Origin of the sequence: Pseudomonas sp. 22189, from assembly GCF_052045635.1 — a bacterium.
Classification (GTDB): Bacteria; Pseudomonadota; Gammaproteobacteria; order Pseudomonadales; family Pseudomonadaceae; genus Aquipseudomonas; species Aquipseudomonas parakoreensis.
The window spans coordinates 70,480-94,416 of record NZ_JBQEPG010000018.1; the positions used below are offsets into that span (position 1 = coordinate 70,480).

The following is a 23,937-nucleotide window of genomic DNA, read 5'->3' on the forward strand; positions in this document are numbered from 1 at the left end:
CCAAGCGTTGCGTGCAAGCGACGCCTCATCAAGCCTCCATCATTTCAGCCGTCGCGGCCTTTGACACGTCAGGTTCGGCGTGGCGTGCCAATGCCTGATCCGTCAGTTGCCCGATCAATTCCCGGCGCTGATTACTGAAGTTGTCGAGGATCGCATTCATCTGCGTCGAGGCCGCCTCGCGCGTCAGTTCGATCTGCCCTTCCAATTGAGCCATCGCCCGCGACGTCTGTTCGTTCACCACGGAAAACCGATCACCGTGAGCCGACTCCAGATACTCGACCCAGAACGTCTGCGCCATGCTCCAGTCGCGTAACGCGCCGCTGCTCTCGGTCTTGAGCACCTGTTGAAAGGCCTGATCCAGAACGGTCGGCGACACCTCGACAGTCAAGGGGCTGCTCAGCGTTCGCGGCTGCGCCGGCAGGTTCAAGCGTTGCGCCAGACCCACCCGATAGGCCAGGCTGACTTGCAACGCCTGATCGTAGTCCATCGGCGCGGTGTGGAAACGTGCGCTGATGTCCGCCAGCGCCAGGCTTTCCACTTCGTGCAAACGGAACAGGCCCCTGAGCAGACTCACCAGTTGCTCTTCCAGCGCCTGCACACCGGCGGTAGCTGCCGCCCTCGCACGGAAACACAAGACCAGCACTTCCATTTCGCTGAACAACGCGCTGTACCCGTCGACACTGACCCTGGCACTGCGCGCCGCACTGAACAATGACCGGCGCAGGCGCTGATCGCCGGCCGCCGCGTCCACCACATCCCAGACACGCTGACGCAAATGCGGATACACGCGGGTGAATTCCGCGGTGTGCACCAGTTGCAACAGCACTTGGAAAAAATCCGTGGAATCGGGTAACGCGCGCAGCGCCTCCCATACCTCGCGCCGGGACGACGCCACGCTGGCACTTTCCCCAGCCAGCCACTGCACGCTTTGATCTTCCCGCGCCACGGTTTGCAGTGGAGATTTGCGCCCCTCCATGGCCGTCACACCAAAACGACCATTGGAGGTCTGCTGATAAGTCGCGATGTTTTTCAGCGTGTCGGAGGACAACGGATTGCCGTGCAAGCGAATTATCTGCGGCAATTGGGTAGTGTCGAACGCCTGTGCTGGCAAGGTTTCAATAAGGTTGTCGCGCAGATCCAGCAACTGCAATCGACGCAGCCCGGACAGGCGCGGTGGCCAATGTGTCATCCGGCTTGCGCGCACGGTCAACTGCTCAAGATGCGCCAGCCCACCGAGATCGGGCAGCTGCGCCAGGTTCGGGTTGAAATCAAGGTGCAGCACCCGCAGGTCTTTCATCCGCCCCAATTGAGCAAGCGATGCTTCAGAGGACTGCAGGCGATTGCTGCTCAGGTCCAGATGCGTCAGCCAGCGTATTCGCTCCAGCGACTCGGGTAACTGGCTCAACTGATTGTCGCTCAGCGACAGACTGCGCAACTGGCTGAAGTTGCGCAGAAAATCGTTTAGTCCGGCATCGGGCATTACACCGTCCATGATGACCCGCCCGACATGGCTGAAATCGGCCACCACCGACGGCAGCTCCCCCAAAGGCTCCGGCGCGAACCGCAAGGTGCCATATAGACTTTGGTCTGCAGCCACATTCCCCGGCTCTTTGCGCCAACTGCGAATGATCGCGCGCATGGCACGCAGCTTGCTGCCACGGGAAGTCGGCTGCCGTGTGCCATCGGCGCTCAGGTGCCAAGTCTGACGGCTGACCCAGCGACTCAAGGTTTCCCTGAGCGCGAAAAACTCCAGCCGCAGTGCTTCGAGCTTCATCAGCACCTTGATTTCGTTAGTGCCCAAGGCGTTGAGCAAACGATGAATCTGCGCAGGGGTGTGCATCGGATAAAGCTCCAGGGCCCGGCGCACCATGACGTTGGTGACTTCGCCGGAGGCCGCACTCGACACAATGGCAGGACGTTCGGCCAGTCCCATGGGTGACAGCTCTCCGAGACGCGCGCCAACGGTGTGCGCGAAGATCGTCCGTCGCTCCTGCGCCGCTCGGGTAATTTTTTCCTGCAGCATGACGGCACCATTTTCCGCCTGTACGCCCAGCGCCGTCCTGCGCTGTGTCGAAAGCCCCATCCAGAGCGCCCTGAAATAGTGTTCGCGGGTGCGCCTGGTGAATGTGACAAGCGGTGCGTCGCTGCCCTGGATAACGTTGATGCGATCCTCGAACACGCTGACCACCGTGCGCTCGCTCGCTGTCTCCGGTCCAATCGCGGCTGCCGAATCATGGGTCGCGGTCCATTCGAGTATTTGCACGAACGCGGCGTCCGACCAGCCCGGGAGGTGTTTGAGTGCATCGAGCACCAGTCGATTGGTGTACTGCCCTCCCACTCCGTCGAGATACAGACCTTCGTAGGCGCGACAGACACGGATCATCTGCTGATAACGCCGGGCCTCCTCCGCCAGCCGCAAGGGCACGCGTTTCGCGTCCAGCTCGTGCCATTCGCCACTGAACGCATTGTTCACCAGCTCTTCGGCGGCACTGGCGGGCAGCTCGGAAAAGTGTTGCATCAGTACCGCGACCCGGGGATGACTTGGGACTTGGCTACGCTGGTATACCCGCCGGAACAAATCGGGGCGCGCGGTTTGAGCCTGTTCGGCAATGATCCGCGCCAGTTCCTGCGCTTGCACTTCAGTGTTCGTCGACGCGTTGCCGAGCAGGCTTTCTCGCTGATTGCGCGAAAGCTTCGACAGCAGCGAACGGTGTAACTGACCGTTGTGCAGCGCGTCCTCAGTCAGCCGGATAACGCTCTTGGCGGTTTGCGAACCGTAACGGTTGACTGGGTACTCCAATGCGTTGACCACGCTGATTGCGTTATCGGAGGGCCATTTCACCGCGGCGGTGAGCACATGCAACTGCAGATCAGGATCGGCCAACGCTGCAGCACTCGGCGCCTGCAATTGTTCGATAAACGCCCTGACTGCAGCGTCCGCCATGAAACGTTGCACGGTATCGACCAGCAGTGCCGGGGTCTGCACCTGATCGATATGCACCTGCCGCAACACGCTGTCATCAAGTCCACTGACCGCCAGAACACGCGTCGCCACGGCGTCCGGGATCGCTTCTCTGGCGTAGCCGAAACGACGAAACAACGTCAGCCGCCCCCACTCCTGCACCCGCTCCGAGTCATGGCGCCAGGCACCGCGGTCATTGGTTTCGAGCAACGGACGGTAGCCTTCTGCTGCGCCCGGTGGAGGCAGCACTTCCCACAATTCGGTTTCAGGTTGCTGATGCACCGCGTACCGAACGGTGTCGAGGGTGACGTAAGCCTGTCCCTCGAACCAACGCAGTCCGCGCTCATCGACGGGCAATCCTTTGGGCAACCGCCGATGCTGACGATAAGCCCTGAGATCCGGCTTCCACAGACGCAAGCGTCCACCGCCCGGATTGACCGCAATCAAACGTTCGATGAAGGCCGACGACCTGACGGTTTTATAGGCTGCCCCGATGGCTTTCGTCCCGGCGGCGAAAGCGGCCATCAGAATGATGTTTTCGATGACATCGAACAGGTGATCCGTGGCCTGCTCCTGCTCGCCACGGGTCCAGCTGGCAATGCCCTCATACACGTGCGACAGGAGCTGCAGAGTGCCCAGCGTCAACAGCACTTCACCCACTCCGGGCAAAAACGAGGCCGCGACCAGCAGTAGATTGATACCGATTTCCTTGAAAGTCTCCAGGCGTGCGAGGCGAGTTTTCTCGTCTTCATCATCCGTGGGAACCACCAGAAGCCGGGCATCGGCCAAAGTCCGCGCAACCTGCTGACGATGTATCCGGGTAAAGGGATCGCCCTCGATATCGACACCCGTCAACGTCACGTAGGTGCCGGAGCTCGTCAGTAGTGAACTGCCACCGGGGTACAAGCGAATGTTCAGTTCCTGTTGAAAGGCCGCGCGCTCGCCCAGCTTCAGGAAGCCCATGAAAAACGTCTTGAACGCCGGATTTTTCAGGCGTCTGCTCAACTCGACCTCAAAGTCGGTGAACGAGGCATATTCTTTCAGCGGATGCAGCGGATCGCCCGGCAGGTAAACGACACAGCGATAATCATCGTCGGCGTGCTCACTGACAGGTCCGATGAACAGTGGGCCATGCAGGGTCATGTTGAACATTTCCAGACTCTGATACCCCAGGGTGTTTTCCCCCAGTTTGATCGTGCTGTCGCCGTCCTTCACGGACTTCAACATTTGATGAACCGACGTGCTGATATGTTTTCTCATCAGCGCAATATGCCGATCCACATCAAAACAACTTCGCACATGGGCAGCGCACTGGCTAAGCACATTGCTCGATTCGACGTTAAGTTCAAATACCGATTCAAGATGAGTCTGATATTGCTTGCCCAGGTCCAGTGTCCGGCACAATCGCGCAAACTCATGGGGTTGTATTGGCAATATCGAAGCCACGCCACCGTTCAGTTCCTGCGGTATATAGATCAGTGAAGTGTCGCTGTAGTTATTCGCCTCGGTTTCGCGGGATTCGAAGTTCTCGCACGCGGCGACCAGCAGATCGCGATTGATCGGCAGCACCAGTTTTTTGCGCAGTCCCAGCAGGCTCGACGTTGAACGCACGTGTTGAAATACCACGCCGGTCACGTCCAGTGGCATGGACAGCTTGTCGGACATGGCCTTGGCCAGCAAGGGCGAGCAAAACTGCTCGGGCGACTGCAGTTTGTTCAGGAGTTCGCCTGCGGTACTGCGCGTGCGATGACTTTCAATGAGGCTGTCGTAGAGTTCGCGGCGCAACGCCTCGGGAGCCGCCAATATCCAGGACGGTGCATTCTTTTTGATCAAATCAAAAAAGAGGCCTTTCTGTTCTGAAGTTGGCGTGGCTGGGGTAGTTATATCGGCTGACGAGGACATGATGATCTCAAGCACTTAAAGGAGTCATCAGCTTAACGAGCCGAACTCTTTATAAAAGCGCGAATAACAGATCAAACCAAAGGTCGCACAATCAACATTTCAAACTTAAAAAATACATATATACCACCTCAATAAAAAAGGCCCTTCATTGCAGAACAATGAAGGGCCTTTTATACAAGTGGCTTACCAGAAGCGTTGCTGGGTCAGGCGACTCCAGCCGTTCACCAACACGCGCTCCACCGAACCACTGGCGGCCATGCCGATGCGTTCCGGCAGGCTTTTGCGCTCGGCGTAATGCAGGTGGTAGACCTCGGCTTTCTTCGCCTTGTCGGCCAGGTATTCGTCGCTGGTCTTGAGTTCATCGACCAACTGTTTGTCCAGCGCCGCGACACCCAGCCAGACTTCTCCGGTAGCCACTTCATCGATGGCCAGTTGTGGCCGATAACGGGCCACGAAGTTCTTGAACAACTGGTGGGTGATGTCCAGGTCTTCCTGAAACTTCTCCCGGCCCTTCTCGGTGTTTTCGCCGAATACGGTCAGGGTGCGCTTGTACTCACCCGCGGTCAGCACTTCGAAATCGATGTCGTGCTTTTTCAGCAGACGATTGACGTTGGGCAGCTGCGCGACTACCCCGATCGAGCCGAGAATCGCGAACGGGGCGCTGATGATCTTTTCGCCGATGCACGCCATCATGTAACCGCCGCTGGCGGCGACCTTGTCGATGCACACGGTCAACGGCACGCCGGCCTCACGGATCCGCGCCAGTTGCGATGAGGCCAGACCGTAGCTGTGCACCATGCCACCGCCACTTTCCAGGCGCAGCACCACTTCGTCCTTCGGCGTGGCGAGGGTCAGCAATGCAGTGATTTCGTGACGCAGGCTCTCGGTGGCCGAGGCCTTGATATCACCGTCGAAATCCAGCACGAACACCCGGGATTTGGCCTCGGGTTTGTTCTTTTGCTTCTTCTCGGACTTCTCCGATTTGGCCTGGCCCTTGCGCAGGGCCTTGAGCTGATCCTTGTCGAGCAGGGTCTGCTCCAGGCGCTCACGCAAGCCTTTATAGAAATCGTTGAGCTTGCTGACCTGCAACTGCCCGGACGACTTGCGCCGGCCCTTGCTGCGCAATGCAGCAAAACTGGCGAGCACCACCAGAATGGCGACCACCAGCGTTACGGTCTTGGCCAGGAAGCTGGCGTATTCGGTGAAAAACTCCACAGAGACTCCTTAAAACAATGCGCGGATGCAAAAACACGCGCGGGATGGTTCCAGCATACCCATGCGCCGCCTCCTCGGCCAGCCGTGAAACCTCTGGCAACAGGCCTGTAACGAGCATTTCAAACAAGCGTATGTTTTTTCATTGACAGCACTCCATCATCCTCATAACCTCGCCACAACCTTCAACGTACCGGGATGACGCGGACGTGGGCAGCATCTATCTGATTCGACATGGCCAGGCCTCCTTTGGTGCAGACGACTATGACGTCCTGTCGCCCATCGGTGTGCGCCAGGCAGAAATCCTCGGCCAGCACCTGGCCGAGTTGGGAATCCGTTTCGATCGCTGCCTGGCGGGCGACCTGCGCCGCCAGCAACACACGGCCAGCAGCGCGCTGGAGCAATTCAGCGCCAAGGGCCTTTCGGTACCGACGCTGGAGACCGACTCTGCGTTCAACGAGTTCGACGCCGACGCAGTGATTCGTGCGCTGATCCCCGCCATGCTGGAGGACGAGCCGGAAGCCATCGACATCCTGCGCAACGCTGCGCAGAACCGCGCCGAGTTCCAGCGCATCTTCGCGCTGGTCATCGAGCGCTGGCTGGCAGGCACCCATGACACCCCGGGGCTGGAAAGCTGGCTGGGTTTCGTCGAACGGGTTCAGGGGGGGCTCCAGCGCATCCTCGAACAAGCCGACAGCAATCAGAAAATCGCCGTATTCACCTCCGGCGGCACCATTACCGCCCTGCTCCACCTGATTACCCAAATACCGGCCAGGCAGGCCTTTGAACTGAATTGGCAAATCGTCAACACCTCGCTCAACCAGCTGAAATTCCGCGGTCGCGAGGTGACTCTGGCTTCCTTCAACAGTCATGCGCATCTGCAACTGCTGAAGGCCCCGGAACTCATCACTTACCGTTGAGTCCGGATAACTGTGACCCTGCTGCAATCAACCCATAAGGATCGAACCATGACCTCCGTAGCTGATGCCGTAAAAGCGATGCAAGCCAAGTTCAACCCAGCCGCCGCTGCCGGTCTGGATCTGGTCTTCGGTTTCAACATCACCGACGAAGACAAGCACTACGCGCTGATCGTCAAAGACGGTACTTGCGACATTCAGGAAGGCGAAAACGCCAACGCCAACTGCACGCTGGTACTGGACAGTGCAACCCTGAAAGACATCGTCAGCGGTGAAACCGACGGCATGCAAGCGTTCATGGGCGGCAAACTGCGCGTTGAAGGCGACATGATGCTGTCGATGAAGCTGTCCGAGCTGTTCCCGTCGTAAGACTTGCGTTCGGTTTGAAGAAAATCCCGCCCCTGTGGCGGGATTTTTGCGTCAGTCCCCTGTAGGAGCTGCGGCACGCTGCGATCTTTTGATCTTGCTTTTAAAGATCAAGATCAAAAGATCGCAGCCTCGTTTCACTCGACAGCTCCTACAGGATTTCGCGCCAGCCTCGCCTCCACAATGGATGCCGCCAGCAACTCCTGCGTGTAGGGATGTTGCGCCGCACTGAACAGCGCACTGGTCTCCCCCCGCTCCACCACCTCCCCCTCCTTCATCACAATCAAATCGTGGGCCAACGCCCGCACCACCGCCAGGTCATGACTGATGAACAGATAAGTCAGCCCATGCTCTTCCTGCAGTCGCCGTAATAAAGCAACGATCTGCTTTTGCACCGTGCGATCCAGCGCCGAGGTCGGCTCATCGAGCAAGATCAGATCCGGTTTGAGCACCAGCGCCCGGGCGATTGCAATCCGTTGGCGTTGTCCGCCGGAAAATTCGTGCGGATAACGATGTCGGGTTGCCGGATCGAGGCCGACCTCGCGCAGCGCGTCGATCACCGTCTGTTCGCGCTCGGCAGCATTCAAATCGCTGTGCACCTGCAGCCCCTCGGCAATGATCTGCTCCACACACAGGCGCGGGCTGAGGCTGCCGAACGGATCCTGAAACACCACTTGCAGGCGCTTGCGCAGGGGGCGCAGCTGCTTGCCGCTCAACTGTTGCAGCGCCTCACCGGCAAAGTGAATGCTGCCCTCGGCGTCGATCAGACGCAGAATCGCCTGGCCCAATGTCGACTTGCCCGAGCCCGACTCGCCGACAATCCCCAGCGTTTTGCCGCGCTGCAGATTCAGATCGATGCCCTTCACCGCGTCCAGCCAGGTTTTGCGCCGCAGCCAACCGCCGCTCAGACGAAAACGCACCTTCAGATCGCGCACTTGCAACAAGTCCTCTGTCGCGTCGAGACACAAGGCATGCCCGCCCGGCTCGGCATTCAGCAATTCAATGCTGTAAGGATGCTGCGGCGCACTGAACAACTGCTCGCACGGCGCCTGTTCGACGATCCGTCCACCGCGCATCACCGCCACCCGCTGCGCGAGGGTGCGCACCAGATTGAGGTCATGGCTGATGATCAGCAGCGCCATGCCCAGGCGCTGCTGCAATTTCTTGAGCAGCAACAGAATCCTGCGCTGCACCGTCACGTCCAGCGCAGTGGTGGGTTCGTCTGCGATCAACAATTGCGGCTCACAGGCCAGCGCCATGGCGATCATCACCCGTTGGCGCTGGCCGCCGGAGAGTTGATGCGGATAGGCCTTGAGCCGTTCGCGCGGCTTCTGAATGCCGACCAGTTCGAGCAGTTCAAGCATCCGTTCACGGGCCTGCGCGCCCGCCAGGCCTTTGTGCAGCGCCAGGCTCTCGCCGAGTTGCCGCTCGATCGTATGCAGTGGATTCAGCGAACTCATCGGCTCCTGAAAAATCATCGCGATACGGTTGCCGCGTAACTGGCGCAGATAACGCTCATGCACGCCGAGCAGCTCTTCGCCGGCATAACGAATGCTGCCATCGAGCCGCGTGATGTTAGGGTCGAGCAATTGCAGGATGCTGTGAGCGGTCACCGATTTGCCCGAGCCGGACTCGCCGACCAGTGCCAGGCATTCGCCCTGACGAATATCGAGGTCGATGCCATGCACCACAGGCTGGCCGTTGAATGCCACACGCAGGTTACGTATTTCGATCAGATTTTCGCTCATCTCAAGTCCTTGGATCATAAGCATCTCGGCAAGCCTCACCGATGAACACCAACAGAGAAAGAATCAGCGCCAGGGCAAAAAACGCCGTCAGCCCCAACCACGGCGCTTGCAGATTGCTCTTGCCCTGACCGATCAATTCGCCCAGCGAAGCGCTGCCGGCGGGCATGCCGAAACCGAGAAAATCCAGTGCCGACAGCGTGGCAATCGCTCCGGTGAGAATGAACGGCAGATAGGTCAGGGTCGCGCTCATCGCATTGGGCAGGATGTGCCGACAGATCACCTGCACATCGCCAACGCCCAACGCCCGCGCGGCTTTCACGTATTCCAGACCGCGGCTGCGCAGAAACTCGGCGCGCACCACATCCACCAGACTCAGCCAGGAAAACAGCGCCATGATTCCCAGCAGCCACCAGAAATTCGGCTCGACAAATCCGGACAGAATGATCAACAGGTACAACACCGGCAGCCCCGACCATACCTCCAGCAACCGCTGCCCAAGCAGATCGACCCAACCGCCGTAATAGCCTTGCAAGGCGCCGGCAGCGATGCCGATCAGCGCACTGGCAGCGGTCAGCGCCAAGGCAAACAGCAACGACACCCGCGTGCCGAAGATCACTCGCGCGAGCACATCCCGCGCCTGATCGTCGGTGCCCAGCCAGTTCTCGGCGCTCGGCGGGCTCGGTGCCGGCTCGCTCAGGTCGTAATTCACCGTATCGAAACCGAACGGGATCGGCGCAAACCACATCCGTCCGCCCTGCTCTTCGATCAGTTGCCGCACCTGCGCGCTGCGATAGTCCGGCTGGAACGGCAGTTCGCCGGCAAAATCCTGCTCGGTGTAGCGCTTGAACGCCGGGAAATACCATTGGCCCTGATACTCGACCAGCAGCGGTTTATCGTTGGCGATCAGCTCGCCGCCCAGGCTCAGACCGAACAACAGCAAAAACAGCCACAACGACCACCAGCCACGCCGATGCGCCTTGAACCGCGCCCAGCGCCGCTGTCCGATGGGAGATAAGGTCAGCATCAGGCAGTCCTCGCGGTGAAGTCGATGCGCGGGTCGACCAGCGTGTAGCACAGGTCGCCGAGCAGTTTTATCAGCAGGCCGAACAGGGTAAAGATGAACAACGAACCGAACACCACCGGGTAGTCACGCGACACCGCCGCCTCGTAACTGAGACGGCCGAGGCCATCGAGGGAGAAGATCACTTCGATCAGCAACGAGCCGCCGAAAAATACCGTTACCAGCGCTTGGGGCAGCCCCGCGACCACCAGCAACATCGCGTTGCGGAACACGTGGCCGTATAACACCTGACGCTGGCTCAGGCCCTTGGCCCGAGCCGTCACCACGTACAGGCGCGAGATTTCGTTGAGAAAGCTGTTTTTGGTGAGGATGGTCAGCGTGGCGAATCCGCCGATCCCCAGCGCGGTGACCGGCAGCACCAGATGCCAGAAGTAATCGGCAACCTTGCCCCACGGCGACAACTCGGCGAAGTTGTCCGAGACCAGTCCGCGCACCGGAAACCAGTCCAGCGCGCTGCCACCGGCAAACACGATGATCAGCAGCAGCGCGAACAGAAAGCCCGGCATTGCGTAGCCGATGATGATCGCCACGCTGCTCCAGACATCGAACGCCGAACCGTTGTGCACCGCTTTGCGGATGCCCAGCGGAATCGACACCAGATAGGTGATCAACGTCGCCCACAAGCCCAGCGACAAGGTCACTGGCAGCTTCTGCCAGATCAGTTCGGTGACGCTGGCACCACGGAAAAAGCTCTGACCGAAATCCAGGTGCGCGTAGCTTTTGAGCATCAGCCACAGGCGCTCACCGGCCGGTTTATCGAAGCCGTACTGACGCTCGATGTCGGCCACCAGTTTCGGGTCCAGGCCTCGGGTCGCGCGGGATTCGCCGCCAATGGTTTCGACATGACCGCCGCCCACCGCTGCGCCGACTCCGATGCCCTGCAAGCGCGCGATGGCTTGTTCCACCGGGCCACCCGGCGCGGCCTGCACGATCACGAAATTGACCAGCAGAATGGCGAGCAAGGTCGGCACGATCAGCAGCAGACGCCGCAGGCTATAACCCCACATGGGCGTACTCCTTTTGCTGTTGCTGCATCTGCGTGGCGGTCAGCGCGGTCGGGCTGATTTCCCACCAGGTATCGAGCCCGGCGTCATACAGCGGCGCTGTCGCCGGGCGGCCAAAACGGTTCCACCACACCGTGGAAATTCCCGGCGGGTAGTAATTGGGAATCCAGTAGTAACCCCACTGCAACACCCGATCCAGAGCGTGGGCATGGCGCAGCAGGCTTTCGCGGTTGTCGGCCTGCACCAGCCCTTCGAGCAAGGCATCGACCGCCGGATCACGCAGCACCATGTAGTTATTCGAGCCGGGATCGTCGGCGCCGTCGGAGCCGAAGTAATTGAACATCTCTCGCCCCGGCGCCTGACTCACCGGGTAACCCACGACGATCATGTCGTAGTCGCGATTGCGCACGCGATTGGTGTATTGCGCGGTGTCGACCTGGCGAATATCGAAGCCGACACCGATCTGCGCCAGGTTGCGCTTGAACGGCAGCAGCAGCCGTTCAAAACCCTTCTGACCGTTGAGAAAGGTGAACTGCAGCGGCTCGCCTTTGGCATTCACCAACTGATCGCCACGGGGTTTCCAGCCGGCGGCTTCGAGCAGTTTCAGGGCCTGTAACTGCTCGGCGCGAATGTTGCCGCTGCCGTCGGTTTTCGGCGCTTCGAAGACTTGCGTGAACACCTCGTCGGGGATCTTGCCGCGCCACGGTTCAAGGATTTTCAGTTCTTCGGCGTCCGGCAACTCGGTGGCCGCCAATGCGCTGTGCGAGAAGTAACTGCGCTGACGCAAGTACATGCTGCGCATCATTTGCCGGTTGCTCCATTCGAAATCCCAGAGCATGGCGATCGCCTGCCGCACCCGGCGATCCTGAAACAGCGGCTTTTGCAAGTTGAACACGAAACCCTGCGAACCTTGCGCGGCACCTGGCGCCAGATGTTCGCGAAGCAATTTGCCCTGTTCCAGCGCGGCCCCGGCATAGCCGATGGTGTAACTGGTTGCGGAAAATTCGCGGTTGTAGTCGAAGCCGCCAGCCTTGAGCACTTGCCGTGAAACATCGGTGTCGGCGAAGAACTCCACACTCAAGTGATCGAAGTTATACAGGCCGCACGTGATCGGCAGGTCCTTGGCCCACCAGTCGGCAACGCGCTGAAATTTCACGCTGCGCCCGGCATCCACCGCGCTGATGCGGTACGGGCCGCTGCCCGGCGGGATCTCGAAACCGGCGCCCTCGGCGAAGTCACGCGTGCGCCACCAGTGTTCGGGCAGCACCGGCAATGTCGCCAGATCCAGTGGCAAGGTGCGGCTGTCGTTGTTCTTGAAGTTGAAGCGCACTTGCGTCGGCGACTCCACCACGACGTCGGCGACGTCACGAAACTGTTGGCGGTATTTGAGGCTGCCCAGAGTGGTGAACAGCTCGAAGGTGTAGCGCACGTCTTCGGCAGTGATTGGCGTGCCGTCGTCGAACCGGGCCTTGGGATTGAGGTAAAAGCGCAACCAGCGGCGATCTGCATCCAGTTCCATCTGCTGCGCCACCAGGCCGTAGACGCTGTAGGGTTCGTCCTTGCTGCGATAGGCCAGGGGCGCGTAGAGCCAGCCGTCGATGTCGGCAACGCCCGTGCCTTTGTCGATGTACGGAATCAGGTGATCGAACGGGCCGCTTTCCAGCGAGGAGCGGCGCAGTGACCCGCCCTTGGGAGCGTCGGGATTGGTGTAAGCCAGGTGCTGGAAGTCCGGGGCGTATTTGGGGGCTTCGCCGTAGACCGTCAACGCGGGTTGTGGAGCGGCCCAATTGAATGGGCTTAGCAGCGCAAAAGCGCTGAACAGAATGAGCCTGGAGAACATTGGCAGATCCTTTTTGCACGGCGCTGTTTATGGCCTCATCGCTGGCAAGCCAGCTCCCACACGTTTTGCGATATTCACAAATCCCTGTGGGAGCTGGCTTGCCAGCAATGACGCCCTAACAATCACCAAACCTTCTGCCTACCTGTGATGTGCAACAGGCCGGCGATTTTTATAGGGCAGGCTTAGATCAATAAGTGACTAAAACCTGCCACCCCTGGGCATTCTCAGAACTTGTAATTGACCCGCGTGTACAACGTCCGCCCGAACGGGTCGCCGTACTTCGGGTCGTAGCCGCTCTGGAAGGTGTAGGTCTGGTTGCTGAACGGTGGTTCGCGGTCGAACAGGTTCTTCGCACCGAGGGTCACACTCAGGGTTTTGCGCCAGGTGTAGGTGCCGGCCAGGTCCCAGACGTTGTACGAGCCGACGTAATCGTGAGTCTCACGGTCGGAGTCGTGGTAACCGCTGGTGTAGCGGTTGGTCAGCGCCACCCCGTAGGGGCCGTAGTTCCAGCTGCCGGTCAGGCTGTGGCGCCAACGAGCCACGGCGCCGGCCGAGGAAAAGTCGCCGCCACGAAAATCGCCGAGCTTGTCGATGTAATCGCCCTTGAGCTGCTGCTGGTACTCGTAGCGGCTGACATAGGTGCCTTGCAGACCGATGCCGAAGTTGCCGTACGGGGTGCTCGGCAGGCGGTAATCGAAGCTGACGTCGACGCCATTGGTCTTGATCTTGCCGAGGTTGGCCAGCCCCGTGACGATGTGATCGATGGAGCCGTCAGGCTTGCGTACCAGGCGATCCGGGTACAGCTCCGGGTTCTCGAACACCGCTGACTCGGGGAACTCGGCGATCTGGTTGGCGATGTTGATCCACCAGAAGTCCAGCCCGGTGCTCAGGCGCTCGAACGGCTGATAGACGAAACCGAGGGTGACGTTGCGCGCGGTTTCCGGGCTCAGGTCAGTATTGCCACCGGTGCGGCTGTAAAACTGTTGGGCGCAGTCGCGGTTGGCGATGCCGCCGTTGCTCGGATTGCCACCGGCACACAGCCGTGGGTCGTTGTAGTTGGCGACGGTGAACGTGGTGAAGTTCGGGTTGTACAACTCGTAAAGCGACGGCGCGCGGAAACCCTCGCTGTAGGCGCCACGCACCACCAGTTGCTTGAACGGCTGGAAGCGGAACGAGTACTTCGGGTTGGTGGTGCTGCCGAAGTCGCTGTACTTGTCGTGGCGCACGGCGGCGGACAATTCCAGGCTGTCGAGCACTGGCACGTTGACCTCGGCGTATTGCGCCGAGACGCTGCGATCCCCGGCGACGCTGGCATTCGGATCGACACCCAGGCTCTGCACATCGGCGGCGAACTGGGCGAAGTCCTGATGGAAATCTTCCTTGCGGTATTCGCCACCCAGCGCCAGCGCCGACGGGCCGGCGCCGAACCAATCGCCAATCTCGCGGCTGACACGCCCGTCAATGGCCTTCACCCGACCGACCGCCGTCGAGTAATCACCGTCCACTGCATTGGCTGCCAGCAACGCCTGCCCGGCAGCGGTCTGCGCGCCAAACGGATTGATGATGCCATTGGCGATACCGGCACTGACGGCGCGGTCGTTGACGTACCCGGCCTCAATGGCATTCACCACTTTGTTCTGGTTGTACGACGCGCCGACGTTGTAGTCCCACCCAACCACGCTGCCATCGAAGCTCAACAGCAAACGCTGGCCGGTGTTGTCGTCTTCATGCTGACGCGCGCCGACGGCGGTTTCGCGCCAGTTCACATCCACCGGTTGCGTCGGGTCGAGGGCGAAAACGCTGGGGCCGGGGGTAATGCCGTTACCGGGATAGAACGTCGTGCCGGGATTGACCTGATTGCCCATCAAGGTGCCAGGGCCGATCTGCGTACGGTTTTCGTTGCGCGCCCAGAAATATTCGAGGCTGACATTGTGATCGTCCGCAAGCTTGCCGGTGGCTTTGGCGAAAGCCGAGGTCTTCTCGGTTTCCGGTACCAGATCGAGGTAGTTCCACAGGCTCTGGCGGCAGATGCCGTTGCGCGCCAGCAATCCTGGCGCGTTGCAACCGGAACCGGCCAACGGGTTGGTGGCGTTGCTGCCCTGACTCCAGTTCGCCGGCGATGCGGTGCCGGAGGTGTAATCGAGACCGCGTCCGGGCTGATAGTTGTAGGTGTAGCCACGATCCTCGGCAGCCAGGCGTTGCTGCTTGTCGTAACTGACCACACCGAACACGTTGAAGCGGTCATTCTGCAAATCGCCAAAGCCCCAGCTGCCACTGAAGTTACGACTTTCACCACCGCCGGCATGAGTCGGCGTGTCGTAGTTGGTGCTGAGCTGGCCTTCGGTGAGGCTGGTCTTGGTGATGAAGTTGATCACCCCTCCGATCGCATCGGTGCCGTACAACGCCGAAGCGCCGTCACGTAGCACTTCGACGCGATCAATGGCGGCGAACGGAATAGTGTTCAGGTCAACCCCGGACCCATTGATCGCGTTGGTCGCGTTGTTGCTCAGGCGCCGGCCATTGAGCAGCACCAGCGTCTTGTTCGGGCCGATGCCACGCAAATCGGCATACGACGCCCCGCCGCTGCTCGAACCCACTGAGCGGCCGGAGCCGACCGAGGACTGGTTGGCGGAAATCCGGCTCACCAGTTCTTCTGTGGTGCTCACGCCCTGCTCGCGCAATTCTTCAACTCGCAGAATGGTGACCGGCACCGCGGTTTCCGCATCGACCCGGCGAATCGCGGTGCCGGTGACTTCGACCCGTTGCAGCTGGGTCGTGGGTTCGTCGGCAGCAACTGCCGGCAAGGTATTGATCGCCAGCAGCAAGGCCAGGCTCAAACGGGATCTAACGGGTGAAAAATGGATCATGAACAGCCATCCCTGCGTTTTGGTTTATGCAGGGATGTGCAATGGACAGCAGGGTTTTATAGAGCCCGATTTAGACCGTTGGGTGATGAGGTTATGCAAAAAAACCAGCTGTGTATCAAACCAGTTCCATCTCCCTCAGCAACCGGGTATCCAGCCCAAACCGCTCCTGAGAAACCATCCTGAACTGGCCCTCCGCCAATTCGCAGCTCACCAGCAAATTCCACGAATGGCGGGTTGCCGCCGAGGGGATCAGTACAAACGGATGTTCTGCCAATAACGAATCGGCAAACAGTTGTTGATTGGGTGAAGGTTTGGCGGGGCTCAACCAGTAAGGATTCGGCACTTCCTCAGGCTGCACTATTTTCACTTTTGCTTCGTTGATGACCTCAAAACACGTGAGTACATAGGGTTCACTGTCCAGCGCATCAAAGCTGTGATTGGCTGCCACCTCCAGAATGGCCGACGACGGATCGACCGATGCATAAACGACTCGTCGTCCGGGTTTGTTCCATCGGCCACCATTGAGATTTGAACCCATCCCGCTGTCCCAAGTCCCGCCATAAACCTCGGGATCCAGCCGCCAGGCATACCAGTGCTCGTCCCAGGGCAAGGGATTCATGTGTAAACCCCGTATATCAGCTGCCCCAGATACTGCTCCACCATCTGAAACCCCAGTGAGTGCCGAATAAACTCCGCGGGGACGCGACCGTTCAGGTAGGTGCTGGGCTTGCGCAGCCACGCCTCGGCCCGTGACTGCCTCCCGAAGGCGCGAGTGGCCTTTTCCAGCACCAAGGCATATTGGTAGGCGACGACGCTCTGCTGCGGGTCAAGCCGTACCGTTTTACCTTCCTTCAGTAATCGGCGTACGGTGCTGACCGACTTGCCGGTGATGCGTTTGACCATGTCGCCTTGCAGATAAAGCTCAGAGGTTGAAAGCATGTTGACGACATCGTTCAGCTCAAAACCTTCGTCGGTCAGGTCAACGATCAGAAAGGCATCGTCACCTATGTTCCGGCCATTCACGAGCAAGTCGACAGGTCTGCCCTCGGCCCTCTTCACCCCCGTCAGCCGGGGTACCTTGACGCTGGGCATCGTGACCTCCTCCATGGGGCATCTGGCACGATCGGTGCGCCAGTGAAGGCGATGGGAATAAGCAGGCGTTTCGTATTCGAGGTGGGGAGTTCGCATAATCCATCCGTTATCAGAGGCCTGAGCGTCCAAGCCGTTTACGACTTCAATGTCAGCTCCGATGCTATAGATCACGCTTCCGACGACCAACCTGAGATTGTCGTCGGAAATATCCCCGTTTCTGCAAAAAACTCCCCCGTTTCCGTAGGACGTTACTCACATATTCCACGTGCTCAACTGCCGAAGTGATAACTCACATCCAGCCACCACTGCCGCCCGTACGGGTCGTAGTTGCCGGTCGGGTAATACGGCCAGCCGGCGGAGTCGTCGTGCTTGATCTGGTTGAGCACATTGTTCACGGTCAGGCCGACACTGGCGCGGTCGTTGAGTTTGTAGCGGGCGCTGGCGTTGAACACCGTCCATGGCGACAAACGCCCGTCGCCCGCGCCATTGGTCACCGAGCCGTAACGAATGCCCATCAGCGTCGCCGTGGCCTTCTGGTAATCCCAGGTCAGGCTGGCGTTGACCTTGCTGCGCCAGTCGTAGTTGGTGCGTGAGGTGCGCCAGTCCTGAGTCGGCGCCTCGTCGGATTCCTTGTAGAAATGCGAAAGCACCAGGGTATAGCCCAGCGCCGAGCTGAACGCGCCGTACTGGCCGGCGCCCCAGCGAATATTGCTCTTGAAGTCCAGACCACTGACCCGCTCGCTGGCGGCGTTGATCGCGTTGACCCGCACCCGTTGCAACTGATTCGGATCGATGGCGGCATTGCCCGGATTGCGGTCGATGCGCGCCAGGGTCGACTGGCAGTTGGCCGAGTTGATGTCCTGGGTGCCGTTGCGGCATTCGTTCTCTTGCTGCAACAGGCGGTTTTCGTCGACGGTGGTCAGCAGGTCATCGATCTCGACCCGCCAGAAATCGGTGGAGAAATCGAAATTGCGCGACGGCGACCAGACAAAACCGTAGGTCCAGGATTTGCCGCGCTCGGACTCAAGGTCCGGGGTGCCGCTCTGGGTGTAGTCGACCCGTCCGCGATCACACGCGCCCTGCACGCCCTGGCTGCAACCGTAGTAGTCGATCTGCGCCGGGTAGTAACCGTTGCTGTCGGACTGGTAGATGTAGTTCAGATCCGGCGCGCGGAAACTGGTGCCGTAACTGCCGCGCAGCAAAAGACTGGTGATCGGGCGCCATTCCAGGCCGAGGTTGTAGGTTTTCTGCTGCTCGCTGCGACCGCTGAATTTGTATTGGTCCCAACGCCCGGCGGCGGTGGCCAGCACGGTGTCGGTCACCGGAATGCTGAACTCGCCACCGGCGGCGTAGCGCTTGCGCGAACCGCCGGAGCTTTGCGCCGGGCTCACGCCATAAAAAGTGCCGTCATTCAGACCGTCGTCCGGGTCGACGCGATATTCCTGCTTGCCCGCTTCCAGCACCCCGGCAAATCCGACCGGGCCGGCCGGCAGGTCAAACAGATCGCCATTGATCGAGGCGTTGTAGCTGGTGGAAACCGACTTGCTGCGCTGGGTCAGGTTGCTGCGAAACTGCTCCCACTCTTGTGGCGTCAGCGGACGATCAAGCCGCGAGGCGTCCGGGGCGAACAGCGGGTAACCGTCACGCGTGCCCAGTTGCGGGCCGAGGTAGAAATCCTGAATCGAGGACAGCGGCGTGTAGCGCGTGGTTCTGACGCTGCGATATTCCGAGCGGTTGGCCGCCAGGTCATAACGCCAGCCGGTGTCGGCGATCTTGTCCGAGAGGCCGAGGGTGCCGGTCCACGACGTGTCGGTCCACTTGCTGTTGTTGCTGGTGCGGCCACCGATTTCCTCTTCGCCGTAACGGCGATACCAGCGCTCCAGATTGCCGCTGTTCTGGTTGATGAAGTCCGGCGAAGTAAACGTCGGGCCACGGGTGTTGTTCTGAATGTGATCGAGGCCATACATCAAATCGGCAAACACCTGACCGCTGTCGCTGAAATGCCAAGTGCCACGGGTGTAGCCGTCGTAGTTTTCCTTTTGCGTCTGAATGGTCCAGTAATCGTTGTACATCTGATCGGTGCGGCAGCGTCCGCCGCTGTTCAACAGCTTGTTGTCGAAAGTGCCTTGATAGGCACCGCAACCAGGGCCGAGGTAGCGGTTGTTGCTCAGGTCGCGGCGGTAACCGACGTCCGCCAGCGGGCCGCTTTGCATGAAGCCGCGATCATCGGCCCAGATCGGATCGCGGTTGGTCAGCTCGAGACCGAACAAGCCGTCGAAGTCGCCCCAACTGCCGCCGCCGCTGATTTGCAGGCGCTGATTGTCGCCACCGCCACGCTCGCTGGTGCCGCCCTTGAGATTGACGTCGATGCCATTGATCTGCTTCTTGAGGATGATGTTGACCACCCCGGCAATCGCGTCCGAACCGTAGATCGCCGAAGCGCCGCTGCTGAGAATTTCGATGCGTTCGATGACTGCCGAAGGAATGTTCGCCAGGTTGGTGAAGTTGACTTTGCCGTCGTACGGCGTCGGGTAATCGGCGACGCGCCGGCCGTTGATCAGCACCAGCGTGTGATTGGGGCCGAGGCCCCGCAGGTTGATCGCGCTGGCCGCCGGTTGCCAGGTATTGCCGTAGTCCTCGCCCTGGGTCATGCCAGTGTTTTGCGTCTGCGTCGCCAAGGCGTCATAGACGTTCTTGTAGCCGCGCGCTTCCATCTCTTCGTGGGTGATGACGTTGACCGGGGTCGCGCCATCGCTCTGTGCACGAGCGATTCGCGAGCCGGTGACGGTGACTTTTTCCATGCGGTAATCGGCGCTGGTGGCCGGGGCCGCGGCGCTGACTTTGGCCGCTACCGGCGTACTCGCCGCGCCTTCGCGCACGCTCAGGCCCTGGGCACTCTGCTCGACATGCAGGCCACTGCCGAGCAACGCTTTCTCGACCGCCTGACGCCCGCCCAACGCGCCGCGCACGGCACTGCTTCGTTTGCCCTCCACCAGATTCTGACTGAAGGAAATCGGTACGCCGGTCTGGCGCGAGATATCCAGCAAGACCTCATCCAGCGGGCCGCTGGCGATGTCGAAGGTATAGACCTGGGCCGCAGAATCCTGCGCATACACCGCGATCGGCCCCAGCCCCATCGCCAGTGCGGCGGCGAGGGTCAGGCGCGGTAATTGTTGTTTGAATGAAATCATCAAGGGCTTCCCTGTTGAAGGCGTCTGCAGGGAATGAGCAGCGGGCCGGCGCTTTTTATAGGGCGGCGATTAGGCCAAGAAGTCATAAACCTATAACCGGAATAAACGCACCTCTGCGTAGGAGCCGCCGAAGGCTGCGATCTTTTGATTTTGTTTTTTCAAGATCAAAGGATCGCAGCCTGCGGCAGCTCCTGCAGGGTTTGCAGTGGGCTTAAGGGCGAGGCTGGATGCTGACCCAGTAAGGGTTGTGCCAGGTGACGCGAATCGGCAGCGAACGCTCCAGCAATTGCAAAGTGCGGTCACTGTCGTCCAGCGGATAGAGGCCGCTCAGGCGCAGATCGGCCACTTCGGGACTCAGGTGCAGAATGCCGCGACGATAGCGGCGCAGGCTGTCGATCACCTCGCTCAGTGGTCGGTCGCGCACTTCCAGGCGACCTTGCACCCAGGCGCTTTCCTGTCCGTTGCTGTGCTCAAGCGCCAGAATGTCCTGAGCATTGAACAGCAGACTCTCCCCCGCCTCCACCACTTGCCGCGCACCGCCAGCGGTGACCACTTCGACTTGCGAATGCAGCATCACCAGCCGCGTAAAATCGTCGCCCTGTTGCACGAGAAATTTGGTGCCCAGCGCCCGCATCCGCCCATGTTCGGTCTGGACCACGAACGGCCGCGCGGGATCCTTGGCGACGTTCACCAGCAACTCACCCGAGCGTAACGCCAGCAAGCGTTGAGTCGCATCGAATTGCGCCACCACCCGAGTCCGCGCATTCAGGCTCAGCGCACTGCCATCCTCCAGGGTGAAATCGCGTCGCTCGCCGGTGCCGGTCGCTAACTCCCCCGCTTCCGGCAGCCAGCCATAGCGGCGCCCGAGCAACCCGGCCAGCACCGCGACACCGAGCACGCTCAAGCTGCCACTGAGAAAACGCCGACGACTCGACGGCGCATTCAGGCTGTGCAACAGACTGTTGCGTGGCAGCCCGCGCAAGTGCGGATGGCGCAGCAGGTTCAGGCCACCGCCCATTTGCTCGATGATCCGCTGATGTCGCGGGTCAGCTGCCCGCCACGCGTCGAACGCCGCACGTTCGCCAGCGCTGGCATCACCGGACTGCAACAGCGCCATCCACTGCGCCGCCTCATCGATCACCGCGTCGTCCGGCCTCATGCCTGCATCGCCTGATAGCAGCGTTTGAACGCCTCGACCATGTATTGCTGCACCCGACTGGTGGAAACCCCAAGCCGTTCGCCGATTTCGCTGTAGGTCAAACCGTCGAGCTGATGGTAGAGAAACGCCGCTTTGGCCTTGGCCGACAAGCCATTGAGCAGGCGATCGACCGCCAACAGCGCTTCGATCACCAGCGCGCGTTCCTCCGGCGATGGATGCACCGGTTCCGGCGCCAGGGCCAGGCTTTCCAGATAGGCGCGTTCCAGGTCCTGGCGACGCCAGCCTTCATACATCAGCCGTCGGGCGATGGTGGTCAACAACGCCCTGGGTTCACGAATCGCGGTCGGGTCCGGCAGGGTCAATACCCGCAGAAAAGTTTCCGAGGCGATGTCCTGTGCACTGTGCGGGCAACCCAGCGTGCGGCCAACGGCAGCGCACAGCCAGCGATAGTCCTTTTGGAACATTTGCCCAATCATCCGGTCATGCGGATTTTGAACATCACCCATGTCTTGCTCCCTGAAACGGGTCCCACCCGCTGCGAAAAACCATCGTTCTGCCGGGATCGTCCGACTCCTGATCTGGCGCGACTGTGCAATAGCGCTGCTTACATTTGAAGTAATAAAAAATCAGGACAGTCAAACCTTTGAGAATAAGGAACTTGCTCGCCGGGGAAATATTGACTCACACAACGTTGACCCGGATCAGTTGCCAGCGCTGCAGCACTGACTAATCTGCGCGCTCCATCGAATGCCAGGGACGGCTCATCAGGAGCCCACGGCAGCCCTTTCAAGGAAGAAAATCATGCGATCACTGAAGATTATTCTGCTGTCCTCGGCCTTCAACGGCCTGACTCAACGCGCCTGGCTGGAACTGCGCCAGGCCGGGCACTCGCCCAGCGTTGTGGTGTTCACCGACGAGGCTTCGGTGTGCGAACAGATCGAACACAGCGGCGCCGATCTGGTGATCTGCCCGTTCCTCAAGGACCGCGTGCCGCAAGCGCTGTGGAGCAATCTCCGGCGGCCGGTGGTGATCATTCATCCGGGCATCGTCGGCGATCGTGGCGCCAGCGCGCTGGACTGGGCGATCACCAACGAACTCACAAGTTGGGGCGTGACCGCCCTGCAAGCGGTGGAGGAAATGGACGCCGGCCCGGTCTGGGCCACCTGCGAATTCAATCTGCCGCCGGGCTTGCGCAAGTCCGAGTTGTACAACGGTCGGGTCAGCGATGCGGCGATTCGCTGTATTCGCGAAGTGGTCGAAAAATTCATCGACGGCTTTGTCCCTGTCGCACTGGATTACAGCGATCCCAAAGTCCGCGGCCGCCTGCAACCGAACATGAAGCAGGCCGACCGCACCTTCAGCTGGCACGACTGCTCGCGATTCATCAAACGCTGCATTGACGCCGCTGACGGCCAGCCCGGTGTACTGGCGAGTCTGGCCGGCGGGCAGTATTACGTGTACGACGCGCACCTCGATCAGCGCACCGGCATTCCCGGCAAGATCCTCGCGGTGCATGACGATGCGGTGCTGGTTGCCACCGGTGATCACAGCCTGTGGATCGGCTCGTTGCGGCGCAAACCACTTCACGGCGAAGAAACCTTCAAGCAACCGGCGCGGCACGTGCTGGCCGGGCAACTGGCCGACGTGCCGACGCTCGACTGGTCAATCGCCCGCGAGCCGTTCAATGAGGAGGCGTATCAGCCGATCCGCTACCGTGAATCCGGGCATGTCGGGGAGCTGACCTTCGAGTTCTACAACGGCGCGATGAGCACCGAACAGTGTCAGCGCATGGTCGAGGCGCTGCGCTGGGCCAAATCGCGGGACACCCGCGTGCTGTTGATCAAGGGCGGGCGCGGCAGTTTTTCCAACGGTGTGCACCTGAACGTGATCCAGGCCGCGCAGGATCCGGGCGCCGAGGCCTGGGCCAATATTCAGGCGATCGACGATGTCTGCGCCGAGCTGCTCAGCGCGCAGCAACTGGTGGTCAGCGGCGTGACCGGCAATGCCGGAGCCGGCGGCGTGATGCTCGCACTGGCCGCCGACATCGTGTTTGCCCGGGCCGACATCGTGCTCAATCCGCATTACAAAAGCATGGGCCTGTATGGCTCGGAATACTGGACCTACAGCCTGCCCCGCGCCTTCGGCCCGACGGTGGCCGAACAACTGACCCAGGCCTGCCTGCCAATCAGCGCCACGCAGGCGCTGCAACTGGGCATGGTCCAGGAGATCGGTCCGCGCTGCCCGGACGAGTTTTCGTTATGGTTGCTGCAACGGGCCAATGCGACATTGACCGACCCGACCTATGCCGCCGTGCGTGAGCGCAAATTGCGGGTTGATCAGGTGCTGATCGAGCAATGCCGGGAAAACGAACTGCAGGAAATGCAGGAAGACATGCTCTACAACCGCAACCAGTTTGCCGAGAAGTGCAGCCACTTCGTCTACAAGCGCAAGGCCTGCGGCACGCCGGCGCGGCTGGTGGAAGACTGGGCGCGGGTGCGCAAGGTTGAGTTGGCGGATTGAGCTTCAGCGCCCACTGAGGCCTCATCGCTGGCAAGTCAGACTCCCACAGGATTCTGCGTCCGACACAGTACCTGTG

Annotated in this window: 15 protein-coding genes; 3 read left to right on the forward strand and 12 right to left on the reverse strand. The window is 60.4% G+C overall.

The window, feature by feature from the left end; all coding sequences use genetic code 11:
* Positions 1-28: 28 nt before the first annotated feature.
* Positions 29-4,795, reverse strand: a complete 4,767-nt coding sequence (locus tag ACTJKS_RS19480; RefSeq protein ID WP_262947929.1) for an NEL-type E3 ubiquitin ligase domain-containing protein — start codon at positions 4,793-4,795, stop codon at positions 29-31.
* Positions 4,796-5,047: 252 nt separating this feature from the next.
* Complete coding sequence (gene sohB, locus ACTJKS_RS19485; protein WP_041072698.1) at positions 5,048-6,079, reverse strand: protease SohB; 1,032 nt, start codon at positions 6,077-6,079, stop codon at positions 5,048-5,050.
* Between the two features lie 206 nt (positions 6,080-6,285).
* On the opposite strand from sohB, the gene ACTJKS_RS19490 reads away from it, so the two are divergent.
* Together ACTJKS_RS19490 and ACTJKS_RS19495 are read left to right on the forward strand one after the other, a co-directional pair.
* The gene (locus tag ACTJKS_RS19490; protein WP_262947930.1) at positions 6,286-6,996 is read left to right on the forward strand and encodes a histidine phosphatase family protein; all 711 of its coding nucleotides are present in this window, start codon (positions 6,286-6,288) and stop codon (positions 6,994-6,996) included.
* A gap of 48 nt (positions 6,997-7,044) precedes the next feature.
* On the forward strand, positions 7,045-7,362 hold the full coding sequence (locus tag ACTJKS_RS19495; RefSeq protein WP_041072702.1) for an SCP2 sterol-binding domain-containing protein: 318 nt from the start codon (positions 7,045-7,047) through the stop codon (positions 7,360-7,362).
* Positions 7,363-7,496: 134 nt separating this feature from the next.
* Here the strand turns inward: ACTJKS_RS19495 and ACTJKS_RS19500 are convergent, their stop codons facing one another.
* From ACTJKS_RS19500 to ACTJKS_RS19545, 10 genes are all read right to left on the reverse strand, one after another.
* Complete coding sequence (locus ACTJKS_RS19500) at positions 7,497-9,107, reverse strand: ABC transporter ATP-binding protein (protein WP_262947931.1); 1,611 nt, start codon at positions 9,105-9,107, stop codon at positions 7,497-7,499.
* 1 nt (position 9,108) lies between these two features.
* Entirely contained in the window at positions 9,109-10,131 is a 1,023-nt protein-coding gene (locus ACTJKS_RS19505) for an ABC transporter permease (protein ID WP_041072706.1), read from the reverse strand.
* Positions 10,131-11,195 (reverse strand): microcin C ABC transporter permease YejB, encoded by a 1,065-nt coding sequence (locus ACTJKS_RS19510; RefSeq protein WP_262947933.1) that lies wholly within the window; start codon positions 11,193-11,195, stop codon positions 10,131-10,133. The genes ACTJKS_RS19505 and ACTJKS_RS19510 overlap by 1 nt, the downstream gene beginning before the upstream one ends.
* Positions 11,182-13,032, reverse strand: coding sequence for an extracellular solute-binding protein (locus ACTJKS_RS19515; RefSeq protein ID WP_262947934.1), 1,851 nt, complete (start codon positions 13,030-13,032; stop codon positions 11,182-11,184). Before ACTJKS_RS19515 ends, ACTJKS_RS19510 begins: the two co-directional genes overlap by 14 nt.
* Before the next feature lie 224 nt (positions 13,033-13,256).
* The gene (locus ACTJKS_RS19520; RefSeq protein WP_262947935.1) at positions 13,257-15,899 is read right to left on the reverse strand and encodes a TonB-dependent receptor; all 2,643 of its coding nucleotides are present in this window, start codon (positions 15,897-15,899) and stop codon (positions 13,257-13,259) included.
* A gap of 115 nt (positions 15,900-16,014) precedes the next feature.
* Entirely contained in the window at positions 16,015-16,518 is a 504-nt protein-coding gene (locus tag ACTJKS_RS19525) for an RES family NAD+ phosphorylase (protein ID WP_108182862.1), read from the reverse strand.
* Positions 16,515-16,991 (reverse strand): MbcA/ParS/Xre antitoxin family protein, encoded by a 477-nt coding sequence (locus ACTJKS_RS19530; protein WP_198758870.1) that lies wholly within the window; start codon positions 16,989-16,991, stop codon positions 16,515-16,517. The genes ACTJKS_RS19525 and ACTJKS_RS19530 overlap by 4 nt, the downstream gene beginning before the upstream one ends.
* A gap of 269 nt (positions 16,992-17,260) precedes the next feature.
* Positions 17,261-20,182, reverse strand: a complete 2,922-nt coding sequence (locus tag ACTJKS_RS19535) for a TonB-dependent receptor (RefSeq protein WP_262947936.1) — start codon at positions 20,180-20,182, stop codon at positions 17,261-17,263.
* A gap of 211 nt (positions 20,183-20,393) precedes the next feature.
* Entirely contained in the window at positions 20,394-21,341 is a 948-nt protein-coding gene (locus ACTJKS_RS19540; protein ID WP_262947937.1) for a FecR domain-containing protein, read from the reverse strand.
* Positions 21,338-21,847, reverse strand: a complete 510-nt coding sequence (locus ACTJKS_RS19545; protein ID WP_145598421.1) for a sigma-70 family RNA polymerase sigma factor — start codon at positions 21,845-21,847, stop codon at positions 21,338-21,340. The genes ACTJKS_RS19540 and ACTJKS_RS19545 overlap by 4 nt, the downstream gene beginning before the upstream one ends.
* Before the next feature lie 295 nt (positions 21,848-22,142).
* On the opposite strand from ACTJKS_RS19545, the gene ACTJKS_RS19550 reads away from it, so the two are divergent.
* Positions 22,143-23,861 (forward strand): hydrogenase maturation protein, encoded by a 1,719-nt coding sequence (locus ACTJKS_RS19550; RefSeq protein WP_440828978.1) that lies wholly within the window; start codon positions 22,143-22,145, stop codon positions 23,859-23,861.
* The last annotated feature ends 76 nt before the right edge of the window (positions 23,862-23,937 follow it).

Coding starts and splice junctions, on each gene's coding strand:
- ACTJKS_RS19520 (WP_262947935.1), bottom strand. CDS start 15,899: ATGATCCATTTTTCACCCGTTAGATCCCGTTTGAGCCTGGCCTTGCTG.
- ACTJKS_RS19505 (WP_041072706.1), bottom strand. CDS start 10,131: ATGCTGACCTTATCTCCCATCGGACAGCGGCGCTGGGCGCGGTTCAAG.
- ACTJKS_RS19495 (WP_041072702.1), top strand. CDS start 7,045: ATGACCTCCGTAGCTGATGCCGTAAAAGCGATGCAAGCCAAGTTCAAC.
- ACTJKS_RS19540 (WP_262947937.1), bottom strand. CDS start 21,341: ATGAGGCCGGACGACGCGGTGATCGATGAGGCGGCGCAGTGGATGGCG.
- ACTJKS_RS19545 (WP_145598421.1), bottom strand. CDS start 21,847: ATGGGTGATGTTCAAAATCCGCATGACCGGATGATTGGGCAAATGTTC.
- ACTJKS_RS19515 (WP_262947934.1), bottom strand. CDS start 13,032: ATGTTCTCCAGGCTCATTCTGTTCAGCGCTTTTGCGCTGCTAAGCCCA.
- ACTJKS_RS19500 (WP_262947931.1), bottom strand. CDS start 9,107: ATGAGCGAAAATCTGATCGAAATACGTAACCTGCGTGTGGCATTCAAC.
- ACTJKS_RS19510 (WP_262947933.1), bottom strand. CDS start 11,195: ATGTGGGGTTATAGCCTGCGGCGTCTGCTGCTGATCGTGCCGACCTTG.
- ACTJKS_RS19535 (WP_262947936.1), bottom strand. CDS start 20,182: ATGATTTCATTCAAACAACAATTACCGCGCCTGACCCTCGCCGCCGCA.
- ACTJKS_RS19525 (WP_108182862.1), bottom strand. CDS start 16,518: ATGAATCCCTTGCCCTGGGACGAGCACTGGTATGCCTGGCGGCTGGAT.
- ACTJKS_RS19530 (WP_198758870.1), bottom strand. CDS start 16,991: ATGCCCAGCGTCAAGGTACCCCGGCTGACGGGGGTGAAGAGGGCCGAG.
- ACTJKS_RS19550 (WP_440828978.1), top strand. CDS start 22,143: ATGCGATCACTGAAGATTATTCTGCTGTCCTCGGCCTTCAACGGCCTG.